General features: G+C 57.5%; 26 protein-coding genes. 16 read left to right on the forward strand and 10 right to left on the reverse strand.

The window, feature by feature from the left end; translation table 11 throughout:
* The first annotated feature begins 41 nt into the window (after positions 1–41).
* The 3 genes from topA to EC915_RS01360 all read left to right on the forward strand — a co-directional run bounded on the left by topA (position 42) and on the right by EC915_RS01360 (position 3,618).
* Entirely contained in the window at positions 42–2,645 is a 2,604-nt protein-coding gene (gene topA, locus EC915_RS01350) for a type I DNA topoisomerase (protein WP_133748731.1), read from the forward strand.
* A 139-nt stretch (positions 2,646–2,784) separates the two neighbouring features.
* On the forward strand, positions 2,785–3,306 hold the full coding sequence (locus tag EC915_RS01355; protein WP_133748732.1) for a DUF6586 family protein: 522 nt from the start codon (positions 2,785–2,787) through the stop codon (positions 3,304–3,306).
* 75 nt (positions 3,307–3,381) lie between these two features.
* Entirely contained in the window at positions 3,382–3,618 is a 237-nt protein-coding gene (locus EC915_RS01360; RefSeq protein ID WP_133748733.1) for a hypothetical protein, read from the forward strand.
* A gap of 132 nt (positions 3,619–3,750) precedes the next feature.
* Here the strand turns inward: EC915_RS01360 and sulA are convergent, their stop codons facing one another.
* Entirely contained in the window at positions 3,751–4,254 is a 504-nt protein-coding gene (gene sulA, locus EC915_RS01365; protein WP_133748734.1) for an SOS-induced cell division inhibitor SulA, read from the reverse strand.
* 10 nt (positions 4,255–4,264) lie between these two features.
* Entirely contained in the window at positions 4,265–4,873 is a 609-nt protein-coding gene (gene lexA, locus EC915_RS01370) for a transcriptional repressor LexA (protein WP_133748735.1), read from the reverse strand.
* Between the two features lie 248 nt (positions 4,874–5,121).
* On the opposite strand from lexA, the gene EC915_RS01375 reads away from it, so the two are divergent.
* From EC915_RS01375 to EC915_RS01395, 5 genes are all read left to right on the forward strand, one after another.
* Positions 5,122–5,832, forward strand: a complete 711-nt coding sequence (locus EC915_RS01375) for a TetR/AcrR family transcriptional regulator (RefSeq protein WP_133748736.1) — start codon at positions 5,122–5,124, stop codon at positions 5,830–5,832.
* Between the two features lie 103 nt (positions 5,833–5,935).
* Positions 5,936–6,934 (forward strand): beta-N-acetylhexosaminidase, encoded by a 999-nt coding sequence (nagZ, locus tag EC915_RS01380; RefSeq protein ID WP_177413352.1) that lies wholly within the window; start codon positions 5,936–5,938, stop codon positions 6,932–6,934.
* A gap of 9 nt (positions 6,935–6,943) precedes the next feature.
* Positions 6,944–7,684: an S-methyl-5'-thioinosine phosphorylase gene (locus EC915_RS01385; RefSeq protein ID WP_133748738.1), complete on the forward strand. Its 741-nt coding sequence runs from the start codon at positions 6,944–6,946 to the stop codon at positions 7,682–7,684.
* A gap of 465 nt (positions 7,685–8,149) precedes the next feature.
* Positions 8,150–8,869, forward strand: coding sequence for a tellurite resistance TerB family protein (locus EC915_RS01390; protein WP_133748739.1), 720 nt, complete (start codon positions 8,150–8,152; stop codon positions 8,867–8,869).
* Between the two features lie 256 nt (positions 8,870–9,125).
* A complete protein-coding gene (locus EC915_RS01395; protein ID WP_133748740.1) occupies positions 9,126–9,938 on the forward strand; it encodes a sugar phosphate isomerase/epimerase in 813 nt (270 codons plus the stop codon).
* 551 nt (positions 9,939–10,489) lie between these two features.
* On the opposite strand, the gene EC915_RS01400 is transcribed toward EC915_RS01395, so the two are convergent.
* Positions 10,490–10,714, reverse strand: a complete 225-nt coding sequence (locus EC915_RS01400) for a DUF6555 family protein (protein WP_133748741.1) — start codon at positions 10,712–10,714, stop codon at positions 10,490–10,492.
* 247 nt (positions 10,715–10,961) lie between these two features.
* Complete coding sequence (locus tag EC915_RS01405) at positions 10,962–12,107, reverse strand: aldose epimerase family protein (RefSeq protein ID WP_133748742.1); 1,146 nt, start codon at positions 12,105–12,107, stop codon at positions 10,962–10,964.
* Between the two features lie 317 nt (positions 12,108–12,424).
* Here EC915_RS01405 and EC915_RS01410 point away from each other — a divergent pair, with 317 nt between their 5' ends.
* The 5 genes from EC915_RS01410 to araH all read left to right on the forward strand — a co-directional run bounded on the left by EC915_RS01410 (position 12,425) and on the right by araH (position 17,885).
* The gene (locus tag EC915_RS01410) at positions 12,425–13,120 is read left to right on the forward strand and encodes a FadR/GntR family transcriptional regulator (RefSeq protein ID WP_133748743.1); all 696 of its coding nucleotides are present in this window, start codon (positions 12,425–12,427) and stop codon (positions 13,118–13,120) included.
* Between the two features lie 87 nt (positions 13,121–13,207).
* Positions 13,208–14,086 carry an SMP-30/gluconolactonase/LRE family protein gene (locus EC915_RS01415; RefSeq protein ID WP_133748744.1) on the forward strand — a complete coding sequence of 293 codons (879 nt, stop codon included), beginning with the start codon at positions 13,208–13,210 and terminating at the stop codon, positions 14,084–14,086.
* A gap of 171 nt (positions 14,087–14,257) precedes the next feature.
* Positions 14,258–15,262 (forward strand): substrate-binding domain-containing protein, encoded by a 1,005-nt coding sequence (locus EC915_RS01420; RefSeq protein ID WP_133748745.1) that lies wholly within the window; start codon positions 14,258–14,260, stop codon positions 15,260–15,262.
* A gap of 92 nt (positions 15,263–15,354) precedes the next feature.
* Positions 15,355–16,881 carry an L-arabinose ABC transporter ATP-binding protein AraG gene (gene araG, locus EC915_RS01425; protein ID WP_133748746.1) on the forward strand — a complete coding sequence of 509 codons (1,527 nt, stop codon included), beginning with the start codon at positions 15,355–15,357 and terminating at the stop codon, positions 16,879–16,881.
* Positions 16,882–16,919: 38 nt separating this feature from the next.
* The gene (gene araH, locus EC915_RS01430; protein ID WP_166650893.1) at positions 16,920–17,885 is read left to right on the forward strand and encodes an L-arabinose ABC transporter permease AraH; all 966 of its coding nucleotides are present in this window, start codon (positions 16,920–16,922) and stop codon (positions 17,883–17,885) included.
* A 126-nt stretch (positions 17,886–18,011) separates the two neighbouring features.
* Here the strand turns inward: araH and EC915_RS01435 are convergent, their stop codons facing one another.
* The 5 genes from EC915_RS01435 to EC915_RS01455 form a co-directional block, all read right to left on the reverse strand.
* The gene (locus EC915_RS01435; RefSeq protein WP_133749387.1) at positions 18,012–18,476 is read right to left on the reverse strand and encodes a helix-turn-helix domain-containing protein; all 465 of its coding nucleotides are present in this window, start codon (positions 18,474–18,476) and stop codon (positions 18,012–18,014) included.
* A 334-nt stretch (positions 18,477–18,810) separates the two neighbouring features.
* A complete protein-coding gene (locus EC915_RS01440) occupies positions 18,811–19,428 on the reverse strand; it encodes a membrane integrity-associated transporter subunit PqiC (RefSeq protein ID WP_133748748.1) in 618 nt (205 codons plus the stop codon).
* Positions 19,425–21,107 (reverse strand): intermembrane transport protein PqiB, encoded by a 1,683-nt coding sequence (locus tag EC915_RS01445; protein ID WP_133748749.1) that lies wholly within the window; start codon positions 21,105–21,107, stop codon positions 19,425–19,427. Before EC915_RS01445 ends, EC915_RS01440 begins: the two co-directional genes overlap by 4 nt.
* Positions 21,100–21,714, reverse strand: coding sequence for a paraquat-inducible protein A (locus EC915_RS01450; protein WP_133748750.1), 615 nt, complete (start codon positions 21,712–21,714; stop codon positions 21,100–21,102). The genes EC915_RS01445 and EC915_RS01450 overlap by 8 nt, the downstream gene beginning before the upstream one ends.
* Complete coding sequence (locus tag EC915_RS01455; protein ID WP_166650914.1) at positions 21,711–22,322, reverse strand: paraquat-inducible protein A; 612 nt, start codon at positions 22,320–22,322, stop codon at positions 21,711–21,713. The genes EC915_RS01450 and EC915_RS01455 overlap by 4 nt, the downstream gene beginning before the upstream one ends.
* A 430-nt stretch (positions 22,323–22,752) precedes the next feature.
* Between EC915_RS01455 and EC915_RS01460 the strand changes: the two genes are divergently transcribed.
* Positions 22,753–23,106 (forward strand): hypothetical protein, encoded by a 354-nt coding sequence (locus EC915_RS01460; RefSeq protein WP_133748752.1) that lies wholly within the window; start codon positions 22,753–22,755, stop codon positions 23,104–23,106.
* A gap of 98 nt (positions 23,107–23,204) precedes the next feature.
* Entirely contained in the window at positions 23,205–23,699 is a 495-nt protein-coding gene (locus EC915_RS01465; RefSeq protein WP_133748753.1) for a hypothetical protein, read from the forward strand.
* A 167-nt stretch (positions 23,700–23,866) separates the two neighbouring features.
* Here EC915_RS01465 and EC915_RS01470 read toward each other — a convergent pair whose 3' ends face one another.
* Positions 23,867–24,184 (reverse strand): YqjD family protein, encoded by a 318-nt coding sequence (locus EC915_RS01470; RefSeq protein ID WP_133748754.1) that lies wholly within the window; start codon positions 24,182–24,184, stop codon positions 23,867–23,869.
* A 202-nt stretch (positions 24,185–24,386) separates the two neighbouring features.
* On the opposite strand from EC915_RS01470, the gene EC915_RS01475 reads away from it, so the two are divergent.
* A complete protein-coding gene (locus EC915_RS01475; protein ID WP_133748755.1) occupies positions 24,387–24,644 on the forward strand; it encodes a hypothetical protein in 258 nt (85 codons plus the stop codon).
* The last annotated feature ends 11 nt before the right edge of the window (positions 24,645–24,655 follow it).

Below are 24,655 nucleotides of genomic sequence, written 5' to 3' on the forward strand. Positions count from 1 at the left end.
CTCCAACGTCTTTTTTTCTTGCATTAGGAATTTTCCGATCCATGGGCAAATCGCTGGTCATTGTGGAATCCCCGGCTAAGGCCAAGACCATCAACAAGTATCTGGGTAGCCAGTACGTGGTGAAGTCGAGTATCGGCCATATCCGAGACCTGCCCACCAGCGGTTCGGCGAGTGCCGCCAAAGAGCCTGCTGCCAAGCGCGGCAAGACCGCGGCTGAAGCGCCTGTGCTGTCGCCCAAGGAAAAGGCCAAGCGCCAGCTCGTTGCGCGCATGGGCGTCGACCCCGACCACGGCTGGAAAGCCAAGTACGAAATCCTTCCCGGCAAAGAGAAGGTGATCGACGAGCTGCGCCGTTTGGCCAAGGATGCCGACACCATCTACCTCGCGACGGACTTGGACCGCGAAGGGGAAGCCATTGCCTGGCACCTGCGCGAAGCCATTGGTGGAGACGACCAGCGCTACAAGCGCGTGGTGTTCAACGAAATCACCAAGAAGGCGATTCAGGAAGCCTTCTCCAAACCCGGCGAGCTGGACATCGACCGTGTTAACGCACAGCAGGCGCGTCGCTTCCTCGACCGGGTTGTGGGTTACATGGTCTCGCCGCTGCTGTGGCAGAAGATCGCCCGTGGCCTGTCCGCAGGTCGGGTGCAATCGGTCGCCGTGAAGCTGGTGGTGGAGCGCGAGCGCGAGATTCGTGCGTTCATCCCGGAAGAATACTGGGAAGTCCACGCTGATCTGGGGTCTGCCAAAGGTGCCAATGTGCGCTTTGAAGTGGCCAGAGAGAAGGGAGAAGCCTTCAAGCCGCTGAACGAAGCCCATGCCATGGCGGCGCTGGAGAAACTCAAGGTTTCGTCCTATACCATCGCCAAGCGCGAAGACAAACCGACCAGCAGCAAGCCCTCCGCGCCATTCATCACGTCCACCCTGCAACAGGCGGCGAGCAATCGTCTGGGTTATGGCGTGAAGAAAACCATGATGATGGCCCAGCGCTTATATGAAGCCGGCTACATCACCTACATGCGTACCGACTCGACCAATCTGTCGGCGGACGCAGTGGCCATGGCGCGCACTTACATCGAGACCGAGTTCGGCAAGAAATACCTCCCGGATTCGCCGAACGTCTATAGCAGCAAAGAAGGCGCGCAAGAGGCTCACGAAGCGATTCGTCCCTCCGATGTCAATACTCATCCGAGCAAGCTTTCAGGTATGGAGCGTGATGCCGAGCGCCTGTACGAACTGATTTGGCGTCAGTTCGTAGCCTGTCAGATGCCGCCTGCACAATACCTCTCGACCACCGTCAGCGTGGCGGCGGGCGACTTCGAACTGCGTGCCAAGGGCCGTATCCTCAAGTTTGACGGTTATACCCGCGTGTTGCCGCAAATGAGCAAACCTGGCGACGACGACGTTCTGCCCGACATGGCTCAGGGCGATAGCATGAAGCTGATCAAGCTCGATCCGAGCCAGCACTTCACCAAGCCGCCGGCGCGCTACTCGGAAGCCAGTCTGGTAAAGGAGATGGAGAAGCGTGGTATCGGTCGTCCTTCGACTTACGCAGCGATCATCTCGACTATCCAGGACCGAGGTTATGTGGCGTTGCACAACCGTCGCTTCTACTCGGAAAAAATGGGCGACATCGTCACTGAGCGACTCTCCGAAAGTTTCTCCAACCTGATGGACTACGGCTTCACGGCCGGCATGGAAGAGAACCTCGATGACGTGGCCCAAGGCGGACGCGACTGGAAAAGCGTACTCGACGAATTCTACGGCGACTTCAAGAAGAAGCTGGAAGTGGCCGAAGCCACCGGCAGTGGCATGCGGGCCAACGAGCCGGTCATGACTGATATCCCGTGCAAGGTCTGCGGACGGCCGATGCAGATCCGTACGGCGTCCACGGGGGTGTTCCTGGGGTGCTCTGGATACAGTCTGCCGCCCAAGGAGCGCTGCAAGGCCACCGTCAACCTCACGCCAGGTGACGAGATCGCCGAGGACGATGAGGGAGAATCCGAATCCCGCGTATTGCGCGGCAAGCATCGATGCCCGATCTGTAGCACGGCGATGGATGCGTACCTGCTCGACGAGAAACACAAGCTTCACATCTGCGGTAACAACCCGGATTGTGCGGGTTACGAGGTCGAAGAGGGCACGTATCGCATCAAAGGGTATGAAGGCCCCAGCGTAGAGTGTGACAAGTGTGGCGGCGAAATGCAGCTCAAGACCGGCCGTTTCGGCAAGTTTTTCGGCTGTACCAACTGCAAGAATACCCGCAAGCTGCTGAAGAGTGGCGAGGCGGCACCGCCGAAGATGGACCCGGTGAAGATGCCCGAACTCAAGTGCGACAAGGTCGATGATACTTACATCTTGCGCGACGGCGCCTCGGGTCTTTTCCTGGCCGCGAGCCAGTTTCCGAAAAACCGCGAGACCCGTGCTCCGCTGGTGCTCGAAATCGTGCCGCACAAGTCGGAAATCGATCCGAAGTATCACTTCCTGTGCGAAGCGCCACAGAAAGACCCTGATGGCCGAGCGTCCGTGATTCGTTACAGCCGTAAATCCAAGGAGCAGTATGTGCAGACCGAGGTGGAGGGCAAGCCTACTGGCTGGCGCGCGTTCTACGACGGCGGCACCTGGAAGGTCGAAGACAAGCGCTGACGCCTTGATGTCAGCTTGAAAGCGACTGGCGAGTATCCACGCTTTGCGTTAAAAGAATCCCTTGATGCCCTGGTGTGCATCGGGGGATTTTTTTCACGGGTTGGCTCGCTTGAATTTCATTGATGTGGAGGCCGCTGTCATGGCTCATGAACTCTATACCCGCACCAATCAAAAGATTTTCTTCGCTGGCCTGGCGCTTGAGGCGATGGCCAAAGCCAGGGAAAGCAGGGTGATGAACGCGCAGGGGCTGGAGCAGGCCGAACGCGAGTCGGCAATTTTTCATCTTTATGGCGCTCTGCTGGGGCTGTGCCACGAAATCGCTGGTTTCTACCGCCTGCCGCAAGCAAATACGCCACGCGCCGAGGATTTGCTGACCCCCCAGGTGCTGGAAGCCATTGCTATCCCTGAGATGGGGGAGCTGGTGGAGCTGGCACAACAGCGGGAAACCTGGCTGGCGCAGTTGCTGGTTTCATACAGCGCGCTATTTCAACCGCCCAGGGCACCGAAAAAGCCAAAGGGTGATGTAACGCAGCCGCTGATAATTGCAGTACCTGTTGAGGGCGAGATTGAGCCAGAGCTGACTTGTGAAGAAATGGAAAGCTGGCGTCAGCAGCTCAAGGGGCTGGCGATTCGCTTTCGGGAAGGACTGAGCGAGTGTTAACGCAGAATGATAGGTGGGCTAGGGCGTGAGTCCTCAGGCTGTTACAATGCGCGCATTTCGTGGAGACCTGTCCTGATGCCAACCTCTTTTCTGGAAATTGTCGAACTGCCTGACGGTCGCATTGAGTTGCGCCGTGCCGAAGATGAAGGATCGCTTGTGACCCTGAACTTCTCTGAGGATGCCAAGGCATTTCTGCATGGCCAACACGTTGAAGTCGCCAAGGCGATGCTTAGCGTGGGTGTCCAAATGGCCGGTCGCCTGGCTGAAGGCGAACTTACCAAGGAAGAAGAGGGGCCGCGGATTCTGCATTGATTCTGCGCGGATCTCTTCGTAGTGGGTCGGCATTCGCAATATCCTGTCCGCTGTCCTGTTTCCGGCCCGAGAAAGCAGCTACTTCCCCGCCTGCGGACCAACCTGTTTCCGGGAGTCGACTGCCGCAGACTTTCAGCCTAACCGGATATTCAAGCTCTGCGCGTCCCCGATACGTGCCGCACTGATCAATTGCTGCCGCGCACTGGCGGGAAGGGGATTAATCCAGCTTACGACGGTGTGGCTGCGCCCCAGGCGCAAGGCTTCGCGAGTGAGTTCGAGTGCGCTTTGAGCACCTCTTGGCTGCATCAGGATAATACGTTCACGGTTCAGACCCGCATCCCTCAGCCAGGACTGGGTCACACTGGTTGGCGGGGCGATCAGTGTGAGCCATCGGTCGTTTCGGTCCTGGCTCAGGTCGCGCAAAACAGGTGCAAGCAGGCTCAGGCAATTCCCCGCAGCACCGCGCAATGACAACTCACTAAAGACTTCTGGTTCGCTGTTCCAGGGGGCTTCGACGATCTCTTCGAGTGCCGTGACCGCCAGCAGCGGAGCGTCAAGCCCAGGCAACGCAGGGGCCATGAATGCTTCGAACAGCGGCAGTTGTGTGTATTGCTGCGATGTCTGTGGGAACTGCATAAACGTCTCCTTAACGGCGAATCACGCCGACGCTCAGCCCTTCGATAACCAGATCCTGATCTTTCAGGTTGACTTCAATGGGGGCGAATTCAGGGTTTTCGGCCAGCAGCCAGACCTTGCTGCCTTCCCGCTTGAAGCGCTTGACCGTGACCTCGTCGCCGATTCGGGCGACGACGATCTGGCCGTTGCGCGCCTCGCGAGTGGTGTGAACGGCCAGCAGGTCGCCATCGAGGATGCCAACGTCTTTCATACTCATGCCGTGGACCCGCAACAAGTAATCGGCGCTTGGATGAAAGAAGGCTGGATTGATCGTCAGCGACTCTTCAATGTGTTGCTGGGCGAGGATAGGCGCACCGGCTGCGACTCGACCGATGATGGGCAAGCTGCTGTCGTCGGTCTTGGGCTCGAAACCGGGAATACGTATGCCCCGGGAGGCGCCCGGAGTCATTTCAATGGCGCCCTTGCGTGCGAGGGCTTTCAAATGCTCCTCGGCAGCATTGGGGGACTTGAACCCCAGTTCCTGAGCGATTTCCGCACGGGTCGGCGGGAAGCCGTTGTCTTCCAGACAGCGTTTGATGAAGTCCAGTATTTCAGCTTGGCGTGACGTCAGTTTGATCATGTGCATCGCTCTGTCTTTTTATACAGTGACTGGGATTATATACAGTGATCGCGTCTTGGCAATCATCCTTTTGCACATGCAGCTCCAAAGTCTTCATCTCATGGACAAAGCTATGATCGAGAGTGGCAAAATGCCGCGTTTTTTATGATTAAATGGCGACACCTACCCCTCATAGAGCGCACGGCCAGGGTTGACAGTCGATGGGCTGAAACGTATGTTTCAAACAAGTGTTTGTCAGGCGAGTAATCATGGCCCAGTCGGAAACAGTTGAACGCATTCTTGATGCTGCAGAGCAGTTGTTCGCGGAGAAGGGCTTTGCCGAAACTTCGCTGCGGCTGATCACCAGCAAGGCTTCGGTCAACCTTGCAGCGGTGAATTATCACTTCGGTTCGAAGAAGGCGCTGATCCAGGCGGTATTCTCGCGCTTCCTCGGTCCGTTCTGCGCCAGTCTGGACAAAGAGCTGGAGCGCCGTCAGGCGAAGCCGGAACATAAGCCCACGCTCGAAGACCTGCTGGAAATGCTCGTCGAGCAGGCCCTGGTCGTCCAGCCACGAAGCGGCAATGATCTGTCGATCTTCATGCGCCTCCTCGGGCTGGCCTTCAGTCAGAGCCAAGGGCACTTGCGGCGTTACCTGGAAGATATGTACGGCAAGGTCTTTCGCCGCTATATGTTGCTGGTCAACGAAGCTGCCCCGCGTATTCCCCCGATCGAACTGTTCTGGCGCGTACACTTCATGCTCGGCGCCGCGGCATTCAGCATGTCCGGCATCAAGGCCTTGCGCGCCATCGCGGAAACCGATTTCGGCGTCAACACCTCCATCGAAGAGGTCATGCGCCTGATGGTGCCTTTTCTGGCGGCCGGTATGCGTGCCGAAACCGGTGTCACCGATGCCGCCATGATCAGCGCCCAGCTCAAGCCACGCAGTAAAAGTACCGCGCCATCTCCCGCCAAAGTCTGACTGTCCCGCTCAGGGGTGCCGTGCATTTGCATCGCACCCGACGATCCCGCACCATGCCGCATTAGGCAATGATTGTTGAAGGATCTTTCATATGAGTTCTGGCCTGAATGGCTCCCTGATGGTGGATATTGCCGGTACCTGGCTAACCTCCGAAGACCGTCAGTTTCTGCGTCAGCCCGAGGTGGGCGGCCTGATCATTTTTGCACGCAATATTGAAAGCGCTCGCCAGGTTCGCGAGCTGAGTGCTTCCATTCGCGCCATTCGTCCCGACCTGCTGCTGGCGGTCGATCAGGAGGGAGGGCGGGTTCAGCGGCTGCGCCACGGCTTCGTGCGGCTGCCAGCCATGCGATCGATCGCTGATGCTCCGAACGCTGAATTTCTTGCCGAGCAGTGCGGCTGGCTGATGGCGACCGAAGTCCTGTCAGTCGGACTGGATCTGAGCTTTGCTCCGGTGCTGGATCTGGATTATCAACGCAGCGCCGTCGTGGGCAGTCGTTCGTTCGATGGCGACCCGGAGTGCGCAGCGTTGCTTGCCGGCGCCTTTATACGCGGGATGAACGCAGCCGGCATGGTCGCCACCGGCAAACACTTTCCGGGGCATGGCTGGGCCGAAGCGGATTCCCATGTGGCGATCCCGACAGATGAACGCAGTCTGGAAAGCATTCGTGCCAACGATCTGGTGCCGTTCAAACGGCTGAGCAAGCAACTGGCGGCAGTGATGCCCGCCCACGTGATTTATCCGCAGGTTGATTCGCAACCGGCAGGATTTTCACGGCGCTGGCTACAGGAAATCCTGCGCGGCGAGCTCGGCTTCGACGGCGTTATTTTCAGCGATGATCTTTCCATGGCCGGTGCCCATGTGGCAGGCGATGCTGCCAGCCGTATTGAGGCCGCATTGACCGCAGGTTGCGACATGGGCCTGGTATGTAACGACCGTGGCGCCGCCGAGCTGGCCCTGAGCGCCGTTCAGCGAATGAAAGTCACTCCTCATCAGCGCATCACAAGTATGCGCGGCAAGGGACTTGTGACTACTGAGTATCGGCAACATCCACGCTGGCTGACGGCCCTGAATGCATTACGTACTGCGCAACTGATCGATTGAGGATTAGCGATGACTGTCTATGCAATTATCGGCGGCACTGGATTGACCCAGCTTGACGGTTTGACGATTCGTCAGTCACTGCCAGTAAATACGCCGTATGGGGCACCGTCAGGGGAAATTCAGCTCGGTGAACTGGCCGGGCGGGAAGTGATGTTCCTTGCGCGCCACGGTCATCCACACCGTTTGCCGCCACACAGGATCAACTACCGGGCCAACATCTGGGCTCTGAAACAGGCGGGCGCGCAAGCAGTCCTTGCGGTAAACGCTGTAGGCGGAATCCATTCAGGCATGGACGCCGGTCATTTCTGCGTGCCCCACAATTTGGTGGATTACACCAGCGGTCGTGATCACACCTTTTTCTGCGATGATCTGGAGCAGGTGACTCATATCGACTTTACCCATCCCTACAGCCAACCCTTGCGTGCTCGGCTGATTGCAGCGTTGACCGCGCAGGGGTGTGCTTTCAGTGATTTTGGGGTCTATGGCTGTACTCAAGGTCCTCGGCTTGAGAGCGCCGCCGAGATTGTTCGCCTGGAGCGCGATGGCTGCGACATCGTGGGTATGACGGGCATGCCCGAGGCAAGCCTCGCCCGGGAGCTGGAACTGGAATATGCCTGTCTGGCGTTGGTGGTCAACCCAGCAGCAGGTAAGTCGTCTGCGGTGATCAGCATGGCCGAGATTGATCATGCGCTGCAAGGCGGTATCGGCCAGGTCAAGGCGATTTTAGCCGGTGTCCTGAGCGCTGCTTGAGGAAGGACGACTGCGACTGAATCGCAATCGTGCCGCAATGTCTCATTGTCAGCGCAGTTGCAGCCCGCCTTGATCATTGATCGGGACAGTGCAGGTGTCGTGGCTGTTCAAGCTCGAGTGCAAGGTTTGCATCGCGTGCTGATGGGGGGCGGTAACGACCATCTTGGCCCCGGCGGCCTCGGTAGCTGCAATTCTGGCCGGAGCATTCTCGAACGCCAGGCAGTCCCAGGCTTCACGCCCAGCTTTTTGGCGGCCAGCAGAAAACAGTCAGGCTCGGGTTTGCCGCGCTCTACATCCCCGACCGTGACCTCAATAGGTGTTCGCGATGTTAGCACACGGGTTTTCACGCCATCCGTGGTCGAATAGATCTTCGTAAAACTCGCTGCTCGGCTGGACGGTGGTGACGCCCCGACGTTTGAGGGCTATCGTTGTATGAAATTATGTATCCGGGATAAGGGGAAGGTTATGAATACCAGCGATGTGCTGGAAAAGCTGTTGCGCGCCACTCAGGGGGCGGCCACCCGACAAAATGGCGACGCTACGGGGCAAGGGGGCCTGGGGGGGTTGCTCGGCGGGCTGCTGGGAGCGGGTTCCGGTACTTCATCCAGCAGTGGGGGGCTAGGTGGCCTTTTGGGTGGATTGCTCGGCGGCAGCCAAGCGGGCGGAGTCGGGGAAACTGCGCAGACGCGTTCCGGGGGTAACAACTACGCGATGCTGGCCTCTCTGGGCATGATGGCTTTTCGGGCCTACCAAGCATGGCAACAACAACAGCAATCCGCTTCGCAGCAGGCGCCGCGTACTGTGGATCAATTGGTAGGGTCGGAAGCCAATGATCACAGTCATGGCATCCTCTGCGCGTTGATCGCCGCTGCCAAGGCTGATGGCAAAATCGATGAGCGGGAACAGGAGATCATTCGCAATGAATTTGCCCGGCATGCCGATGATCCGCAATTGCAGCAATGGCTGGACGCTGAAGTGGCCAAGTCACTGAGCGCTGCGGACGTCGCAAAGCAAGCGGAGGGAGAGCCGGGCATGGCCGCGGAGATGTATTTGGCGAGCGTTCTTGTCGTCGATGACCAACAGGGTGCCGGGCGTAGTTATCTTGATCAGCTTGCGGCTGCGCTCAAAATCGATCCTCAATTGCAGGGGCACCTGGAGCAGCAGGCCAAGGGCGCTGCCGTCTGACCGAACAGCCTGCTCATCCCTTCGGGTCGTGGCCACATCTTCTTCGGTCGCGGCCCGCCACTATGCCGCGCGCTCCTTTGTATGGGCATGCCAGTACCTGCGCAATTCAACGTCCCGCAGCTGTTTCCCGTTATGGACGAAATCCGTCAATCCGGCCCGGTCGACCCAGCGATGGAACCCTCGCGCTTTCGTTTCCTCGAACCTTTGAAGGCTCTAGATCAGGAGTCTACACCGGCGTGAATGAATTGGAGGAAATATGGGCATCAGCGTAGTGACGTGGACTTTGGGGATGACTGCTGCTCAAGAAGTGACGTCAAGGGCGATTGGGCTTGGGCTCGAAGGGATTCAGTACGCGGGCGATCATCGTGACGTTGACCCTTCAGAACTCAAAAGCCGCGCGGAGCAGTCAGGTTTGCGGATCATCGCGGTTGATCCTGTCAACGCGGCGCCTGCAGATCCACAAGCAGCCACGGAGGCAGATGCAATTGCTTACTACCGAAATGTCGTAGATTTCGCGGCAGCCTTGGGTTCAGTGCCGGTTACATTGCACGGACTTTCGCTTTGGACGGGCAACTGCGCAGACAAAGGCGCTGCTCGGGAAAGGTTGGTCAGGTGCTGCAGAGCGGTGGATGGCTACGCCCGGACTCGCGGCGTGAGGACCCTGTATGAGGTCTGCAATCACTACGAAGTGCCCTTGATTCATACTGCCTGCGAGTTCCGTGAGCTAAGGCGCGAGGTCGGCGGAAGCAACATGGGGCTCATTCTGGACAGTTTCCATATGAACATTGATGAGCCTGACCCCAGCCAGGCCCTGCGGGATAATCTGGATCTTCTGGCTATTTATCACATATCGGATTCCGGTCGGGGTGGCATTGGCAGTGGCCACATCGACTTCCGGGCTCAACACCGGATTCTGGTCAGCGGAGGATTCGAGGGCGACATTGCGGTTGAGCCTGTCCTTGCCCAGCTAACACCTGGCACCCCACCCAGCAATGGGGCCGAGCATGCCGCGCTCGATAAGGAGATCCGTCGGAGCTTGGAGTGTTGGCAGGCATATTCAGCAGGCTAACCAGGTACAGCGAAAGATCAAAATCCAGGGTGCAGATAACGGGCCGCCTGCACCCGTTTTGATAAAGCTGCGCAGCGCTGGTTAGGCACGGTTTAGGCGTGACTGTCCTGATTTTCGAGGCACACCTGCATGATGCGGGGCCTGAGCGTTACGCTCGGAAGCCCCTGAAAGTCAACGCTATTTCGTACAGAAAGTTGTCCACGGAAAGCGTGAATATCTCTGTGGATAACTGGCTGAAAGCCCTTGATTATAAGGGCTCAATCGCAATGGTCGTTTAATGATCAGTTTCTTCAAGGGTGAGAAAACCGACGAACAAGGGCCATCGCGCGAGCGCTTTGAAGACGGGTCGTCACGTTGAAAGGCAGGGTGAGTCGATGGGCTTTGGCAGTCACAAAGAGGACACCTGCATCTTCGATGTCACAGATGAGCTTCACGGAAAGACAGTTGCGCAGGGAAGGGAGGTAACAACCTGGTAAAGATCAATCTCGAAAGCCCGCTGGCACCGGAATACCGGCGGGATGCATCAGGCTCGTCCTTAAGCGTTGGGCTGCTCAGGATTCGGCCCACTCGACATCTGTCAGCCCCAGTTGTTCGGCCTTGGGTTTGGTAACTTTCGGAACCTTGTCCGAACGATATTTGGGTATCTGACCAAATCCTGCGTCCACAGACGCCCAATGCCAGGCAGATGCGTTATCCATGGTCTCGGCACTGATGTAGAAGCTTTTGTATTTCCCATGAAGCAGATAATCGATTCTGAAATGCTTGTACTGTGCCACTCTCGCAAACCTCCCTATCAAATCGCTTACAGTTCGTTGAGTCGGAACCAAGAGGAAAATTCAGTCGAATTATCACTTTGATCCACAATTTGTAATAGGTGGTACAGAAGGGTGGCACGCAGCGTACAGACATATACAAATGAATAGGTTTGTCCCCGGCGAGTGTGTGAATCCATCCTTACGGATTTTTCTGAGTGCTCTCCGGTGATTCAATCTGTCAACCTTGCGGTGACCCGCTAGCTGGCCGTTATTGGTTCAGAAACCTGAACACGGTGGTCTGGCTATAGACCTTGCCTGGGTCCAGGCGGGTAGAGGGAAAACCTTTCTGGTTGGGTGAGTCCGGGTAGTGCTGGGTCTCGAGGGTGAATGCTCCCCAGTGCGGGTAGATCTTGCCAGCCTTGCCCTTGACGGTGCCATCCAGGAAGTTGGCGGTGTAAAGCTGCACCCCAGGCTCGGTAGTAAACAGTTGCAGGCGGCGCCCGGACTTCGGATCAACTACATCCGCTGCCAGATTCGACACCTTGCCTTGGGTATCGAGCACCCAGTTATGGTCATAGCCACCCTGCGTGCGTTCGGCAAACTTTAACTGTTGATTGAGTTCGCGAATGCGTTTGCCGAACGCGACCGGTTTAAGGAAATCGCAGGGAGTGCCAGCGACCGATGGCAGTTCTCCAGTGGGAATCAGCTTTTTAGTGATCGGCGTGTAACGACTGGCATGGACAATCGCGACTTGATCGAGGATATCGCCATTGCCAGCGCCCGCAAGGTTGAAATAGCTGTGGTTGGTCAGGTTAACCACAGTGGGCTTGTCGGTGGTGGCGTGGTACTGAATGCGCAGCTCGTTCTTATCGTTGAGGCTGTAGGTCACTTCGGCCTTCAGTGCGCCCGGAAAACCCATCTCGCCGTCAACTGAAACATAGGTCAATTTCACCCCGACCCAGCCCTTGTCCTTGACCTGCTCAGCCTTCCACACCTGTTTGTCAAAGCCTGTGGTACCGCCGTGCAGCGAGTTGGGATGGTCGTTCTGAGGGACCTGATAGTTTTTGCCATCGAGGCTGAATTTACCCTCGGCCAGGCGATTGCCGAATCGACCGATCGTGGCGCCGAAGTACGCCTTACCGTGGAGGTAACCGTCCAGATCATCAAAACCCAGTACCACATCCTCGGTCTTGCCATTCTTGTCTGGCACTAGCAGCGACTGGAGGGTGCCGCCATAGGTAATGACGGTCGCCTGCATGCCCTGGCTGTTGCGCAGAATGTACTTTTCCACGGGTGTGCCGTCAGCTAGCTTGCCGAAAGCAGAATGTTCAGTGGACAGCCCGGAGCCGGCATGCGTCTGCAGTGCACATGTGAGCATGGTCAGTCCGATAGCGGGGATAAGTGTCTTTCTCATTGCATTCTTCCTTTTGTTGTTTTGAGTGCTGCGATAGGGTTCGTGCCCAGGTTGCCCGCATTGACAACGACGCGTAGGCAGCGCCGCTGCTGGCTTCTGGTATTACTAATTTCATGAAAAGTTGTGAAAATCCGGTTTTTAAGGCCGAAACCTCTCGATTTAAAATTTAATTGTAATACTATTTAGGAAACCCTAAGCGACTGACAGAATCCAGTGAGGTTTGGTCCAGATTGCAGTAGGTGTACAGTGGTTTGACAGTCAATCATGTGATGATTAGCCTCGTTTTGCGGAAACTTCCGTACCAAAGGGGCGCAGCGATGAGCAACAATTTTCACGCACTGACTGTAGACCGTCTGGGTGCCTGGATTGCTCGAGGCAGTGTTGAACCGGGGCAGTCACTGAAAGTCGAGGCAGCGTTGGGAGAAGAGTTCGGGGTCAGCCGAACGGTGATTCGTGAGGCAATCAAGACATTGGTCGCCAAGGGGATGCTGGAAGTCGGCCCCAAGGTGGGCACACGGGTTTTACCGGTGCGCAGCTGGAATTTGTTCGATCCGCAGGTGGTGGGTTGGCTGGCGGCCAATGGACTGCCGGAGAGCTTTGTGATGGACCTGCTGGATTTGCGTCGTGCCATTGAGCCGATGGCGGTCAGGTGGGCGTGTGAGCGGGCTACCCCGGCGCAGATTGTCGAGATCCAGGCGGCCTATCGGCAACTGGCGGCTTGCGTTGCCGACAAGGGTGATTACAACCAGGCTGACCAGCGTTTCCATGAAGTGGTGCTGGCGGCCAGCCATAATCAGTTCATCGAACAGATGCTGCCAGCACTGAGTGCATTGCTGGCTATTTCGTTCGAGGTGTCCTCCGGTGTTCCGGGGGAGCTTGGCAGAACGCTGCCGCTGCACAAGGAGCTGGCGGACGCCATTGCAGGGCGTGATGCGGCGCGTGGTGTCTGGGCCTGCATGAGCTTGATCGAGAACGCCTGCGACGTCATTTCTCGTTCAATGAACAAGCCATAGGCGGGCAATGAACGCTTAACAAAGATGTCGAGGCTCTCAACGAAGCGCCCAGCTAGAACCTGACAAAAATAACTACAGGATTTCGCTATGAAGTGGCAGCCGGTCTGTGACCCGCGATTCAAATTGGCTGAAGGGCCTTTTTGGGACGACATTCAGCAAAGCCTTTATTGGGTGGACATTGCCAGATTTCGCGCGCTGCGCTTGCATCAGGGGCAGTTGCATCATTGGCAGCTTCACGAACCCGTCTCTGCTTTCATTCCCACTGTTCGCGGCGATGCACTGGTCACGTTAGCCAGTGGCGTCTATCGCTTGAACCTCGATTCCCCCGCTGATTATCCCGACGTATCGCTGTTCTGTGTGGCCGACCCTGTGGAGGGCAATCGTGCCAATGAAGCTCGATGTGACAGTGCCGGTCGCTTGTGGCTTGGCACCATGCAGAACAATCTAGATGCAGAAGGTGGCGACCTGCCCCTGGAGCGTAGGTCGGGCGGAATCTTCCGGGTGGACGCCGACGCACAGGTCAGACCATTGCTTGGAGGTCAGGGCATCGTCAATACCCTGCTTTGGGCCGATGACAACAGCACATTGCTGAGTGCTGACAGCCTTGATGGCGTTATCTATCGCTATCCAATCCGGGCCAATGGTTCCTTGGGCGAGCGCTGCATCTGGGCGGGCCCTCATGAGCGCGGTGTACCCGACGGGTCGGCGATGGATGCACAGGGTTACGTCTGGAATTGCCGCTGGGGCGGCCAGTGCATCATTCGCTTCTCGCCCGACGGCAGTGTCGACCGCATCATCGAATTGCCGCTGAGCCATCCTACCAGCTGTGCTTTTGGCGGACCTGGGATGACCACGCTGTTCGTCACCAGTGCCAGGCCCGACAGCCATGCCATGGAACTGGATGGTGCTGTATTGCAACTGGAAACAGGCATCAGGGGCTTGCCCTCGCAGCGTTTCGCTGGATGAGAAATAAAGCCCTCAAGCAAGGTTAGGAGGGTGTGACACTCGGTTACATAGACGTCATTGATAATATGATATGACTGTTTTCAGTCGGTCAGCCTTTGGTGATACACCGCTGGTTGAAACGACACTCACTGCTGGATGCTGTAGCTAGTCAATAAAAATAAGGAGTTAGCTATGTTGAGTCGCCACGGGATTCGTTCCCTGTGCTGTGCCGCTGTTGCCACTGCCATTGTCGGTATGAGTAGCGGCGTATTGGCTGCTGACAAGGTCAAGATCGGGTTTCTCGTCAAACAAGCCGAAGAGCCGTGGTTCCAGACCGAATGGGCCTTCGCTGAAAAAGCTGGCAAGGATCACGGTTTCGAAGTGATCAAGATCGCCGTGCCCGACGGCGAAAAAACCCTCTCTGCTATCGACAGCCTGGCCGCCAATGGCGCCAAGGGTTTTGTCATCTGTCCTCCTGACGTGTCGCTTGGTCCGTCGATCGTCGCCAAAGCCAAGGCCAATGACATGAAGGTCATGGCGGTGGACGATCGCTTCGTCGATGCCAAGGGCAAGTTTATGGAAGACGTGCCTTATCTGGGCATGGCGGCGTTTGAAGTCGGCCAGAAGCAGGGCAAGGCGATGGCGGACGAGGCAAAGAAGCGCGATTGGGACTGGAAAGAAACCTACGCGATCATTAACACCTACAACGAACTGGACACCGGAAAGAAGCGCACTGATGGTTCGGTTGACGCGCTGAAGAAGGCGGGACTGCCGCAAGACCACATACTCTTCACTCCGCAGAAAACCCTCGACGTGCCCGGCAGCATGGACGCCACCAACGCGGCCCTGCCCAAATTGCCAAGCGACGCGAAAAACCTGATTGTCGGCGGCATGAACGACAACACCGTGCTCGGTGGTGTACGCGCCACCGCTGGCGCTGGGTTTGCTCCGGCCAACGTCATCGGCATCGGAATCAACGGCACCGATGCCATCGACGAGCTGAAAAAGAAAGAAAGCGGTTTCTTTGGCTCGATGCTGCCCAGTCCGGACAAAGAGGGCTACAACACAGCCCTGCAAATGTACGAGTGGGTCAGCACTGGCAAAGAACCACCCAAGTACACCGCGATGGACGATGTGACCCTGATTACCCGCGAGAACTTCAAGGACGTGCTGACCAGGATCGGTCTGTACAAGTAATCCGCAGCGTACATCGGCAGGCCTGCCCGTCAGGCTGACATCAGCAAGGCCTCGCTCCATACCGTTCGGGTGGGGCGAGGAGGAGGTGGTTCATGCAACAGGCACCGGTTCAGCTACAGCAGTCCAGCGGCAGCCTGCGCTTCAATGGGATCGGCAAGACTTTTCCCGGCGTGAAGGCGCTCTCGGACATCAATTTTGAAGCTCGGCCAGGCAGCGTTCATGCGCTGATGGGCGAGAACGGCGCGGGCAAATCGACGCTGTTGAAGATTCTCGGCGGTTCGTATCAGCCCAACAGTGGCGACCTGCAAATCGGCGACCAACATCTGGCGTTCAAATCCACCGCCGACAGCATCGCTGCGGGTATCGCGGTGATTCACCAGGAACTGCATCTGGTGCCGGAAATGTCGGTGGCGGAAAACCTGCTCCTCGGACACATGCCCAATCGCTGGGGAATGGTCAACCGGCGCGCTTTGGTTCGCCATGCCCGAGAGCTGCTCAAGGGGCTAGCGGACGAAATCGACCCCACGACTCGCCTGGGCGACCTGTCGCTAGGGCAGCGGCAACTGGTGGAAATTGCCAAGGCCATGTCTCGCAACGCCCACGTGATCGCTTTCGACGAACCGACCAGCAGCCTGTCGGCACGGGAAATCGATCGTTTGATGGAGATTATCGTCAAACTGCGCGATGAGGGGCGGGTGATCCTGTATGTATCCCATCGCATGGAAGAAATCTTCCGCGTGTGCGATGCCGTGACCGTGTTCAAGGATGGACGCTTCGTGCGCACCTTCGACGACATGAACGAGCTGGATCATGACCGGCTGGTGACCTGCATGGTCGGTCGCGACATCCAGGACATTTACAACTACCGACCACGCCAGCATCAGGGCCCGAGCCTGCGCGTGACCGGGCTATTGGGCCCGGGGCTACAGGAACCTGTGAGTTTTGCGGTAGAGAAGGGCGAGGTGCTGGGTTTTTTCGGGCTGGTCGGCGCCGGTCGTACCGAGCTGTTCCGTATTCTCTCGGGCCTGACTCGCAGCCAGGCCGGCACCCTGCAACTGGACGGCAATCCGCTGAATTTGCGCTCCCCGCGAGATGCGATTTGCGCCGGCATTCTGTTGTGTCCGGAGGACCGCAAGAAGGAAGGTATTGTGCCGTTGTCCAGCGTCGCCGAGAACATCAACATCGGTGCCCGTCCCCGGCATGTTCATTTCGGTTGCCTGATTCAGGGTCGCTGGGAGCGTGACAACGCCCGACGGCAGATTCGCGCGATGAACGTCAAAACACCATCGCCTGACCAGCAAATGCTGTTTCTGTCCGGCGGTAATCAGCAAAAGGCCATTCTGGGTCGTTGGCTGTCCATGCCGATGAAGGTGTTGTTGCTCGACGAGCCGACCCGAGGTATCGACATCGGCGCCAAATCCGAGATCTATCAGATCATTCATAACCTGGCAGCCGATGGCATTGCGGTGATTGTGGTGTCCAGCGATCTGATGGAAGTCATGGGTATTGCCGACCGGATTCTGGTCATGAGTGAGGGCGCCATTACCGGCGAACTTTCTCGTGATGAGGCCAACGAACAGAAACTGCTGCAATTGGCATTGCCGCGTACCCGCGGCTGAAGCGGATCACCACAGTGAAAAATAAAAACGAGGTGCGTATGTCTACCGAAACCAGCCTGACGGCTCCCCACCAAGGCATGAACATGCGTCGATTTTTTGACGAGTGGGCGATGCTTCTGGCTGCATTGGGCATCTTCGTGCTCTGTGCCTTACTGATCGACAACTTCATGTCACCCCTCAACATGCGTGGCTTGGGCCTGGCGATTTCCACCGTCGGCATCGCGGCCTGCACCATGCTGTTCTGTCTGGCGTCAGGGCATTTCGACTTATCCGTGGGCTCGGTTCTGGCCTGCTCCGGGGTGATCGCGGCCATCGTCATTCGTGATACCGAAAGCGTGTTTCTCGGCGTTTGCGCTGCACTGGGCATGGGCCTGCTGGTCGGCTTGATCAACGGTATCGTTATCGCGAAGTTGCGTATCAACGCGTTGATCACGACGCTGGCGACCATGCAGATCGTACGGGGCCTGGCGTACATCTTTTCCAACGGCAAGGCCGTCGGTGTGGGTGATGAAGCGTTTTTCGTATTCGGTAACGGCCAGTTGTTCGGCGTTCCCGTGCCGATCCTGATTACTGTGGTCTGTTTCGTATTCTTTGGGTGGCTGCTGAACTACACCACCTACGGTCGAAACTCCCTGGCCATTGGCGGCAACCAGGAGGCCGCATTGCTGGCAGGTGTGCATGTTGATCGGACCAAGATCATCATCTTTGCCGTGCATGGCCTCATCGGTGCCCTGGCCGGTGTGGTACTGGCCTCACGCATGACGTCGGGCCAGCCGATGATCGGCCAGGGGTTCGAACTGACCGTGATCTCCGCGTGTGTCCTGGGCGGTGTTTCGCTGAGCGGCGGCATCGGCATGATTCGTCATGTGATCGCCGGCGTGTTGATTCTGGCAATCATCGAAAACGCCATGAACCTCAAGAACATCGACACCTTTTATCAATACGTCATACGGGGCACGATTCTGCTGTTGGCGGTGATCATCGACCGGCTCAAGCGGCGCTGATTGACCAGTCAGTTGGAGTGAAACCTCTTGACTCCGGGGTCGGGTTTTATCTGGCGAATAGATCAACCTTGCCTCGAATCATCGCGTATGTATCCTCAGACGAAGGGATTCGCAGCCCGGCGTGGGTCAGGCGAGTCTGGAAGTCACAAATATCAGGCGCACCGATGCCTCGGCCAAGTCTTGGGCGTCGCTCCTGATGGTATCCAGCTCCTTCTTGGCCACTTCGTCATGAGTGTCGTGGGCGCGCAGTTCAATCAACAAGGTCATTTGGTACAGCGCGTCGATGAGCCCGTGAAGATTGCGATGGAGTTGATGAGTGGCTTTATCCAGATGCTCATTCTGCGCCGACTCAGCTTCAGGTGGGGGCGACAGTACGCTGCCAGGTTCATGCTGGCGGGCGCCGGTCAGAACGTAGTTAAGGTCAACACCTGCTTCGGCGATACGTAACAGATAGTCAGCTTTAGGCGAGCGCGCTCCGCTCTCGTAGTTACCTTGAGCATTGGTTTCAACACCGCCGATAGCGCCCAATCCACTTTGTGAGAGTTTGAGCCGGGTGCGTTCTTCCCTGAGTCTTGGACCAATCTCGGTCATACGTTTTTCCATTGGTGCCTCTGGTCGCCAAATGGTTGAGCCCGCGGATGACTCACACACAAACGCCCTGACTTCATGTGGGTGATCACTCTCTCTGATCGGAATGGATGCCGCACGCGGGCGAGCCGACGGCTTCTTATGACAATAGCGAATATCCGAATGGAGCAGGAAGGGATCCAATCGATTGGAATGACTTATTATCAAACGCTTGTATGACTGGCAAATGAAATTTTAGACCAATTTCCGGACTTAAGATGATTAGCATCATCCATTTGCAGTGCTGCGCCGGAGCACGGACGCCAGATGCTGGCGTCCGCGAAGGAGAGTGGGGGATTCAGGAAGGGCAGCGAGAGTTGGTCTGGCGCGTCCAGCCATTGGCCGCTTTGGCGATGGTGTCTGCGAGTTTGGAGACTGCTTGTTGATGAGCCAGCACCAGATTTTCCATCCCGATGCCAGCCTGTTGCCGGATGACACTGCTGCAGGTGATGTTCTGCCGCGGACCGCCGCTGCCACCACTGCGCAGGTTGAGGTTCCAGACCACGTCGATCAGCGCGTAATGATCGAGCACCGATTCAAAACGTCGTACATCCGCCCGGATGGAAAGCACAGGGGAGTCGCTCTGCTTGGGCAGGCCAGCCATATCGCGCGAGCCAAGACGGCGCTCGAGTTCTGCTGTCAGCGCGTCGTGGAATTCATCGCCCAGAGGTGCCCCCCAGCGCTCGTTCTCCAGAATCGCCAGACTGCCGTTGCCCTGACGCACCACCAACTGAGGCTGATCAACCTGAACGGCCATCAGCACCGGCTGCATCTCGAACTGAAATGATGGCTGGGCTACATGGGCTGGGGTTTGAGTCGCTGGTGCAATCAGCGTGTAGTAATGCGTTGGTGTCGACGAACAGGCGGTCAGGCCCAGCGCGCAGGCCAACACCAGCAGATGAGTACGCACAGTCATTGCACAGGCTCCGGAGCAATTTCACGGGAAGAGGAAGACCCTTTATACGAGCCCGGCGCTGCGTCGCCGGAGCGGCCGCGGATCAGTGACTCAGGGTGTCGGCTGAGGAAATCAGTCAGCACGCGTACCGAACGTGCGGTGCGCTGTACCTCGTCAAGCGCCTGACCCAGTTGCTGACGAGCTGGCGAATCATCCGAAAGGGTGTCATTGGCAGTGCCAAGGGTTTTCTGCGCCTGCTTCAAGGTACCCGCCATCTGCGGCAATACCTGGCTGTTGACGTTCTTCATGGTCTTCTGCAGCTCAACCAGACTGCCATTGAGGTTTTTCGCCAGTTCATCTATCGGGATTTTCCCGAGCTTGTCCACAAACGCCTGCAGCTGCTCCTGCAACTTGTCGAAACTGCCGCCTGTAGTTGGAATTTCCAACGGGCGCGCCTTGGCGTTGTAGACGACCTTGGTCGCTTTGGGATCGAAATCCATTGCCACGTATAGCTGTCCGGTTAACAGATTGCCGGTGCGTATCTGAGCCCGCAGGCCTCGTTCGACGAAGCGTCCCAGAATACGTGACGTCTGTTCTTCTTCGCTCCCCGTGCCTGCCTGGTCCTTGAGTTTGTCGTTGGCCAGGCCCAGGCGTTGAGGGTAAATCACAGCGCCCACCACGCCGGGAAACGTGCCGGTCGCTGCGTCGTAATCCAGATCCACCGACACAATGCGGCCAATGTTCACACCCAGGAAGTCCACCGGCGCGTTGACAACCAGACCACGCAAGGACTGATTGAAGCGCATCTTGATGTATTTAGGCTCGCCATCCGGTGGCGCCAGCGCCGTGGTCTGATCCTCGAACAGCTTGAATTCGGCACTGGCATCAGCAGGCTTGGCGTCCGGACTGTATTTGGGTTCACGGAAGGCGATGCCTCCGGAAACAATGGACGTCAGCGACTGGGTGGAGACTTTCAGGCCCGCCGCGCCAAGGCTGACATCGACGCCACTGGCGTTCCAGAAGCGCGAATCGGTCAGCACGTACTGGTCGTTGGGGGAAGTGATGAAGATTTCGATGTCCACCCCCTTGCCGTCTTTGGCCAGGTCGTAGGCCACTACCTGACCGACCTGAATGCGGCGGAAGTAGACCGGCGAACCGATGTCCAGCGAGCCGAGATCGTCGGTATGCAGCATGAAACGTTTGCCTTTTTCGCCAAAAGTCACCGCTGGCGGGTTTTCCAGGCCCTTGAAGTTTTTCTCGGTCTTCTCCGAGCTGCCGGCGTCGGCGCTGATGAAGGCCCCGGACAGCAAGGTGTCGACCCCGGAAACGCCACGTGCGCCGATACGTGGGCGCACCACCCAGTATTGCGAGTCGGCGCGGGTGAACGGCGCGGCGGACTGATTCAGCTCGATTGTCGCCAGTACGTGCGTACGATCGTCGCTCAGCTCGATGTCGGTCACCGTACCGATCACCACATTCTTGTATTTCACTTGGGTCTTTTTGGCTTCCAGGCCTTCGGCTGTCAGGAAGCTGACCACCACCTTGGGGCCGACATTGAGGAAGTCGTGGATGACCATCGACAGGCCGATCACACCGGCAACGATAGGGACCAGCCAGACCAGCGAAATGCGTGCCTTGCGCGCTTTGACCTGCGCACGTGCAGGCTCCGGTGCCGACGGGGGTAGAGCGTTATCAGACATCTTCAACCTCTGCGTCCCAGATCAACCGGGGATCGAAACTCATGGCGGCGAGCATCGTCATTACCACCACCAAACCAAAGAACAGAATACCCAGCCGCGGCTCGATGGTGCTGAGCCCGCGAAACTGGACCAGGGCAGCCACCAGGGCAACCACAAGAACGTCGAGCATCGACCAGTAGCCGATGAGTTCGATGAAGCGATAAAGCCGCGACCGCTCGCGCATGGCCCATTGACTACGGCGCTGACAGGTCACCAGCAACATTCCCAGCACGAGGAATTTGATGCAGGGCACCAGAACGCTGGCGATGAAAATCAGAATGGCGATGTCCCAGGAGCCGCTTTCGGCAAACTCGATGACTCCGCTCATGATGGTGTTTTCGCTGGCACTGCCCAGCAGTGTCGTGAACATCACAGGCAAGAGGTTGGCCGGAATATAGAAAATCAGCGCGGCAATCAGGAATGCCCAGGTGCGCACCAGACTGTTGGGTTTGCGCCGGTGCACCGCAGAGTCACAGCGCGGACAGTCGTGGGCGTCTTCCGGGCAGACATATCCGCAGACATGGCAGAGGGTTACCTGCCGCTCGTGGGCGAAAGGGATGCCGTTCATTCGGGCTCGACTCCCAGGTCGTCCCATAGCCGGCGAATATCCTTGCCCGCAATCAGCACGATCAGCACCATCAACATGCTCATGGCCCACAAACCGACACCCGGGTGCACGTCGAGCATGCCACCCAGCTTGATGATCGCCACTAGAATGCCCAGCAGGCAGACTTCGAGCATGCTCCAGGGACGCAGGTGTTCCAGGGTGCGCATGCAGATTTTGAAGCCGGGCGCGATCTCGTTGCGTTGAGCATGGACCAGCACCCAGAAAAGCAGGGCGATCTGCAACGCGGGTGCGAAGATGATCGCCAGCCCCGCCACTAACGCGATCAGGGTGATTTGCCCCTGAGCCAGCGCCTCGACCGAGCCCCACAATGTCACTTGGTTATGCAGGCCCTTCATGCTGATGCTGATCACTGGAAACACATTGGCAAAAACGAACATGATGCCCGCCGCAATGCTCAATGCCAGCATCTGCTCGATGGTCATGCGCTGCCCGCGGCTGAGCACGCCTGCACAGCGCAGGCAGTACGCTGTTTCACCCTTGTTCAAAGGTTCGGCCTGATAGAGCGAATCGCAGTGTTCGCAGATGATCCATTGCTCAGGGGCGCTCAGCTGTGTGGAGCTTTCAGGCGCGGGTGTCGCAGTTGAAGAGAGAGAGGGTGTGCTCACGATAGTTGGGCTTCAAGAGGCAGCGGACTCAACGGACGCGTCGCAAGACAGGCTCCGGCGCGATACGTATTCATGTTACGGGAAGCAAGTGTCATAAATGGCACATTAATTGTTTTAATTGAGAGATTGACCACAATGCCAGCATCGGGTTCGGTACCGATCACGGAGTATGGGGAAAGATCCGGATGAAAGCACTTTTCCGCTCGCGTCGGCAGGAAAGCTGTTGCCAATTGTATAGCCGTAAGGCGGTGGAGAGTAGCGCGGTAAAGGATACATTTGCTCGCGGGTCGTCAGCCACCGGGTCCACAGTGGTTGCAACTCAGGAGCCTGGGCGATGGTAGACTCTCGCCACTTCAGACGAGGAGCGACAGACGTGCGCAAGATGGCAATGATGGTGGCGGTATTGATGCTGGCAGGGTGTGATGGCGGTAAACCGGCACCGACGACCAAGGAATCCCCCGCTGATGCGGTTGCAGAAGCGCCGACTCCGGCATCGTCGCAGTGGACCATCCGCGTTCACTTGAAAGAGGCCCTGAGCGACATGACCTACTGGTTGGTCGAGCACCATTACCCGTCTTATGTTGTCAAGGTCCAGGGCGAAGAAGTGGTCATGATCGGCCCATTCGACGCTCAGGAAGCGGCCGAAAAGGCCAAGATCGATATCGATGCGGCCCTGGTCAAGGGGCATCGCCTGTCGCAACTGGAAGTCGTCCCGCCCAAGCTCTGATCCAGGCCAGACACGATGCAGGGCGACACCCCGACCTGGCTGTGCCACCCTGACTCACGTGCCCGAATACTCGGGCGTATGAACCGGGAATCGCCGTTATGGACGAGATTCATCGCCTCAGCGAGTTGCTGATAGCCAATCAGCGCTACGAAGAGCAGAAGCACCAGCGTTTTCACGATGATCTGGCGCAGTGGAATGCCAGCATCGATGCCCTCTACGAACAGGTAGAAATCTGGCTCAAGCCGTTGGTCGACGCTGGGCAGACGGCGTTCGAATACGAGCCGCATCTGGCCCAGAGCAAAGGCTACCCCGATGAGAACTCACCCTTCAGGACGCGACGAATGGGGTTCTACGTAGGCGCCCACACGGTGTCATTCGTGCCCGATGCGATGGGCGCGAAAGGGCAGGTGAGTATTTCGGTGAGCGGATTGAGTCTGCACGGGCAAGAGAAATACAGTCTGCACCTCGATGCAGGATCCCGTGACTGGATGTTGAAAAAGACAGTGGGTGTGAAGGACGCCGAACCGCTGGCGTTTACCGCAGACTATTTTGGCAAGTTGTTACAAGGCGTGGTGCCACAACGGCAAGTGTGACCCGACAGCGGCCTCGTTTATGTCGGCTTTATGGGAGCGAGCCTGTCTGCGAATAATGGAAACACAGCGGCCATGTGTTAAGCGGCTGGGTTCGGTTTTCATGAGCAGGTTCGCTCCCACGGTGTCTGCTGATCAAGTCTTGTAGACAGGGCCTGTGGATCAGAAGATCAACGACGGCCCAGCAGCAGACCGACCACCAGGCCGAACCCGGCCGAGACCGCTACGGTCTGCCATGGGTGGCCGCCAATGTAGGTTTCGGTGGCTTCAACGGCCGGCTTGGTTTTGTCACGCACGCTGCCCAGGGAATCGACGGCTTGCTTGAGCTTCTGGCTCAGCTGTGCACGCACGGTGTCAGCTTCTTCCCCGACCAGCGAGGCGCTGTCTTTGAGCAGTTTGTCGGACTCTTCGATAAGGGCCGCCAGTTCGCTGAATGCTTGATCCTGGATCTGTTCGGCGGCGTTTTGGGCAGCTTGTTTACGAGCCATGGCAAATTTCCTTTCAGTTAATAATGCAGTGAGCAATGGAGTCGCGCGGGCCGCAAAAAGTTGCAGGACAATTCCGCTGCACGGCAAAAAGTGTAACGAATGTAATCGGTCCTTGCGGGTGGCGGGTGTAAGATGCCCACGCTTTTAAGCCGATGTTGGGCTGCCATCAAGCGTCAAGTTTTTGCAGAAAGAGGTATACGTCATGAGTTTCAATCTGGCCAACAGGTCCCTTACCGAGCGCGCCGAGATCGAGGACGAGAAATCCCGTTTGTTCGATCTTTGGCAAAGCAATCTGGGCAAAGCCAAGGGCGAAGCTGCCCGCCTGATGGGCGAGCGAGGCAAGCGCAAAGGCAAGTGGTCGGAATGGGTACGGGCTGAGCTCGACGCCCTGTCGCCGCCTGAGTACGCCAACATGGTGCGCGCTGAAGTGAATCGCTTGGTGGCCGCTGCACGCGGCTGAGAGTTCTTTCT

The organism is Pseudomonas sp. LP_7_YM (assembly GCF_004364435.1).
Classification (GTDB): domain Bacteria; phylum Pseudomonadota; class Gammaproteobacteria; order Pseudomonadales; family Pseudomonadaceae; genus Aquipseudomonas.

Bases quoted from the DNA above. Each gene is read 5' to 3' on its own strand.
- EC915_RS01445 (WP_133748749.1), bottom strand. From the start codon at position 21,107: ATGTCTGATAACGCTCTACCCCCGTCGGCACCGGAGCCTGCACGTGCG.
- EC915_RS01420 (WP_133748745.1), top strand. From the start codon at position 14,258: ATGTTGAGTCGCCACGGGATTCGTTCCCTGTGCTGTGCCGCTGTTGCC.
- EC915_RS01475 (WP_133748755.1), top strand. From the start codon at position 24,387: ATGAGTTTCAATCTGGCCAACAGGTCCCTTACCGAGCGCGCCGAGATC.
- EC915_RS01440 (WP_133748748.1), bottom strand. From the start codon at position 19,428: ATGACTGTGCGTACTCATCTGCTGGTGTTGGCCTGCGCGCTGGGCCTG.
- EC915_RS01465 (WP_133748753.1), top strand. From the start codon at position 23,205: ATGGACGAGATTCATCGCCTCAGCGAGTTGCTGATAGCCAATCAGCGC.
- araG (WP_133748746.1), top strand. From the start codon at position 15,355: ATGCAACAGGCACCGGTTCAGCTACAGCAGTCCAGCGGCAGCCTGCGC.
- EC915_RS01405 (WP_133748742.1), bottom strand. From the start codon at position 12,107: ATGAGAAAGACACTTATCCCCGCTATCGGACTGACCATGCTCACATGT.
- EC915_RS01355 (WP_133748732.1), top strand. From the start codon at position 2,785: ATGGCTCATGAACTCTATACCCGCACCAATCAAAAGATTTTCTTCGCT.
- EC915_RS01395 (WP_133748740.1), top strand. From the start codon at position 9,126: ATGGGCATCAGCGTAGTGACGTGGACTTTGGGGATGACTGCTGCTCAA.
- EC915_RS01450 (WP_133748750.1), bottom strand. From the start codon at position 21,714: ATGAACGGCATCCCTTTCGCCCACGAGCGGCAGGTAACCCTCTGCCAT.
- EC915_RS01385 (WP_133748738.1), top strand. From the start codon at position 6,944: ATGACTGTCTATGCAATTATCGGCGGCACTGGATTGACCCAGCTTGAC.
- EC915_RS01375 (WP_133748736.1), top strand. From the start codon at position 5,122: ATGGCCCAGTCGGAAACAGTTGAACGCATTCTTGATGCTGCAGAGCAG.
- EC915_RS01435 (WP_133749387.1), bottom strand. From the start codon at position 18,476: ATGACCGAGATTGGTCCAAGACTCAGGGAAGAACGCACCCGGCTCAAA.
- EC915_RS01390 (WP_133748739.1), top strand. From the start codon at position 8,150: ATGAATACCAGCGATGTGCTGGAAAAGCTGTTGCGCGCCACTCAGGGG.
- sulA (WP_133748734.1), bottom strand. From the start codon at position 4,254: ATGCAGTTCCCACAGACATCGCAGCAATACACACAACTGCCGCTGTTC.
- EC915_RS01415 (WP_133748744.1), top strand. From the start codon at position 13,208: ATGAAGTGGCAGCCGGTCTGTGACCCGCGATTCAAATTGGCTGAAGGG.
- EC915_RS01360 (WP_133748733.1), top strand. From the start codon at position 3,382: ATGCCAACCTCTTTTCTGGAAATTGTCGAACTGCCTGACGGTCGCATT.
- EC915_RS01410 (WP_133748743.1), top strand. From the start codon at position 12,425: ATGAGCAACAATTTTCACGCACTGACTGTAGACCGTCTGGGTGCCTGG.
- EC915_RS01470 (WP_133748754.1), bottom strand. From the start codon at position 24,184: ATGGCTCGTAAACAAGCTGCCCAAAACGCCGCCGAACAGATCCAGGAT.
- topA (WP_133748731.1), top strand. From the start codon at position 42: ATGGGCAAATCGCTGGTCATTGTGGAATCCCCGGCTAAGGCCAAGACC.
- lexA (WP_133748735.1), bottom strand. From the start codon at position 4,873: ATGATCAAACTGACGTCACGCCAAGCTGAAATACTGGACTTCATCAAA.
- araH (WP_166650893.1), top strand. From the start codon at position 16,920: ATGTCTACCGAAACCAGCCTGACGGCTCCCCACCAAGGCATGAACATG.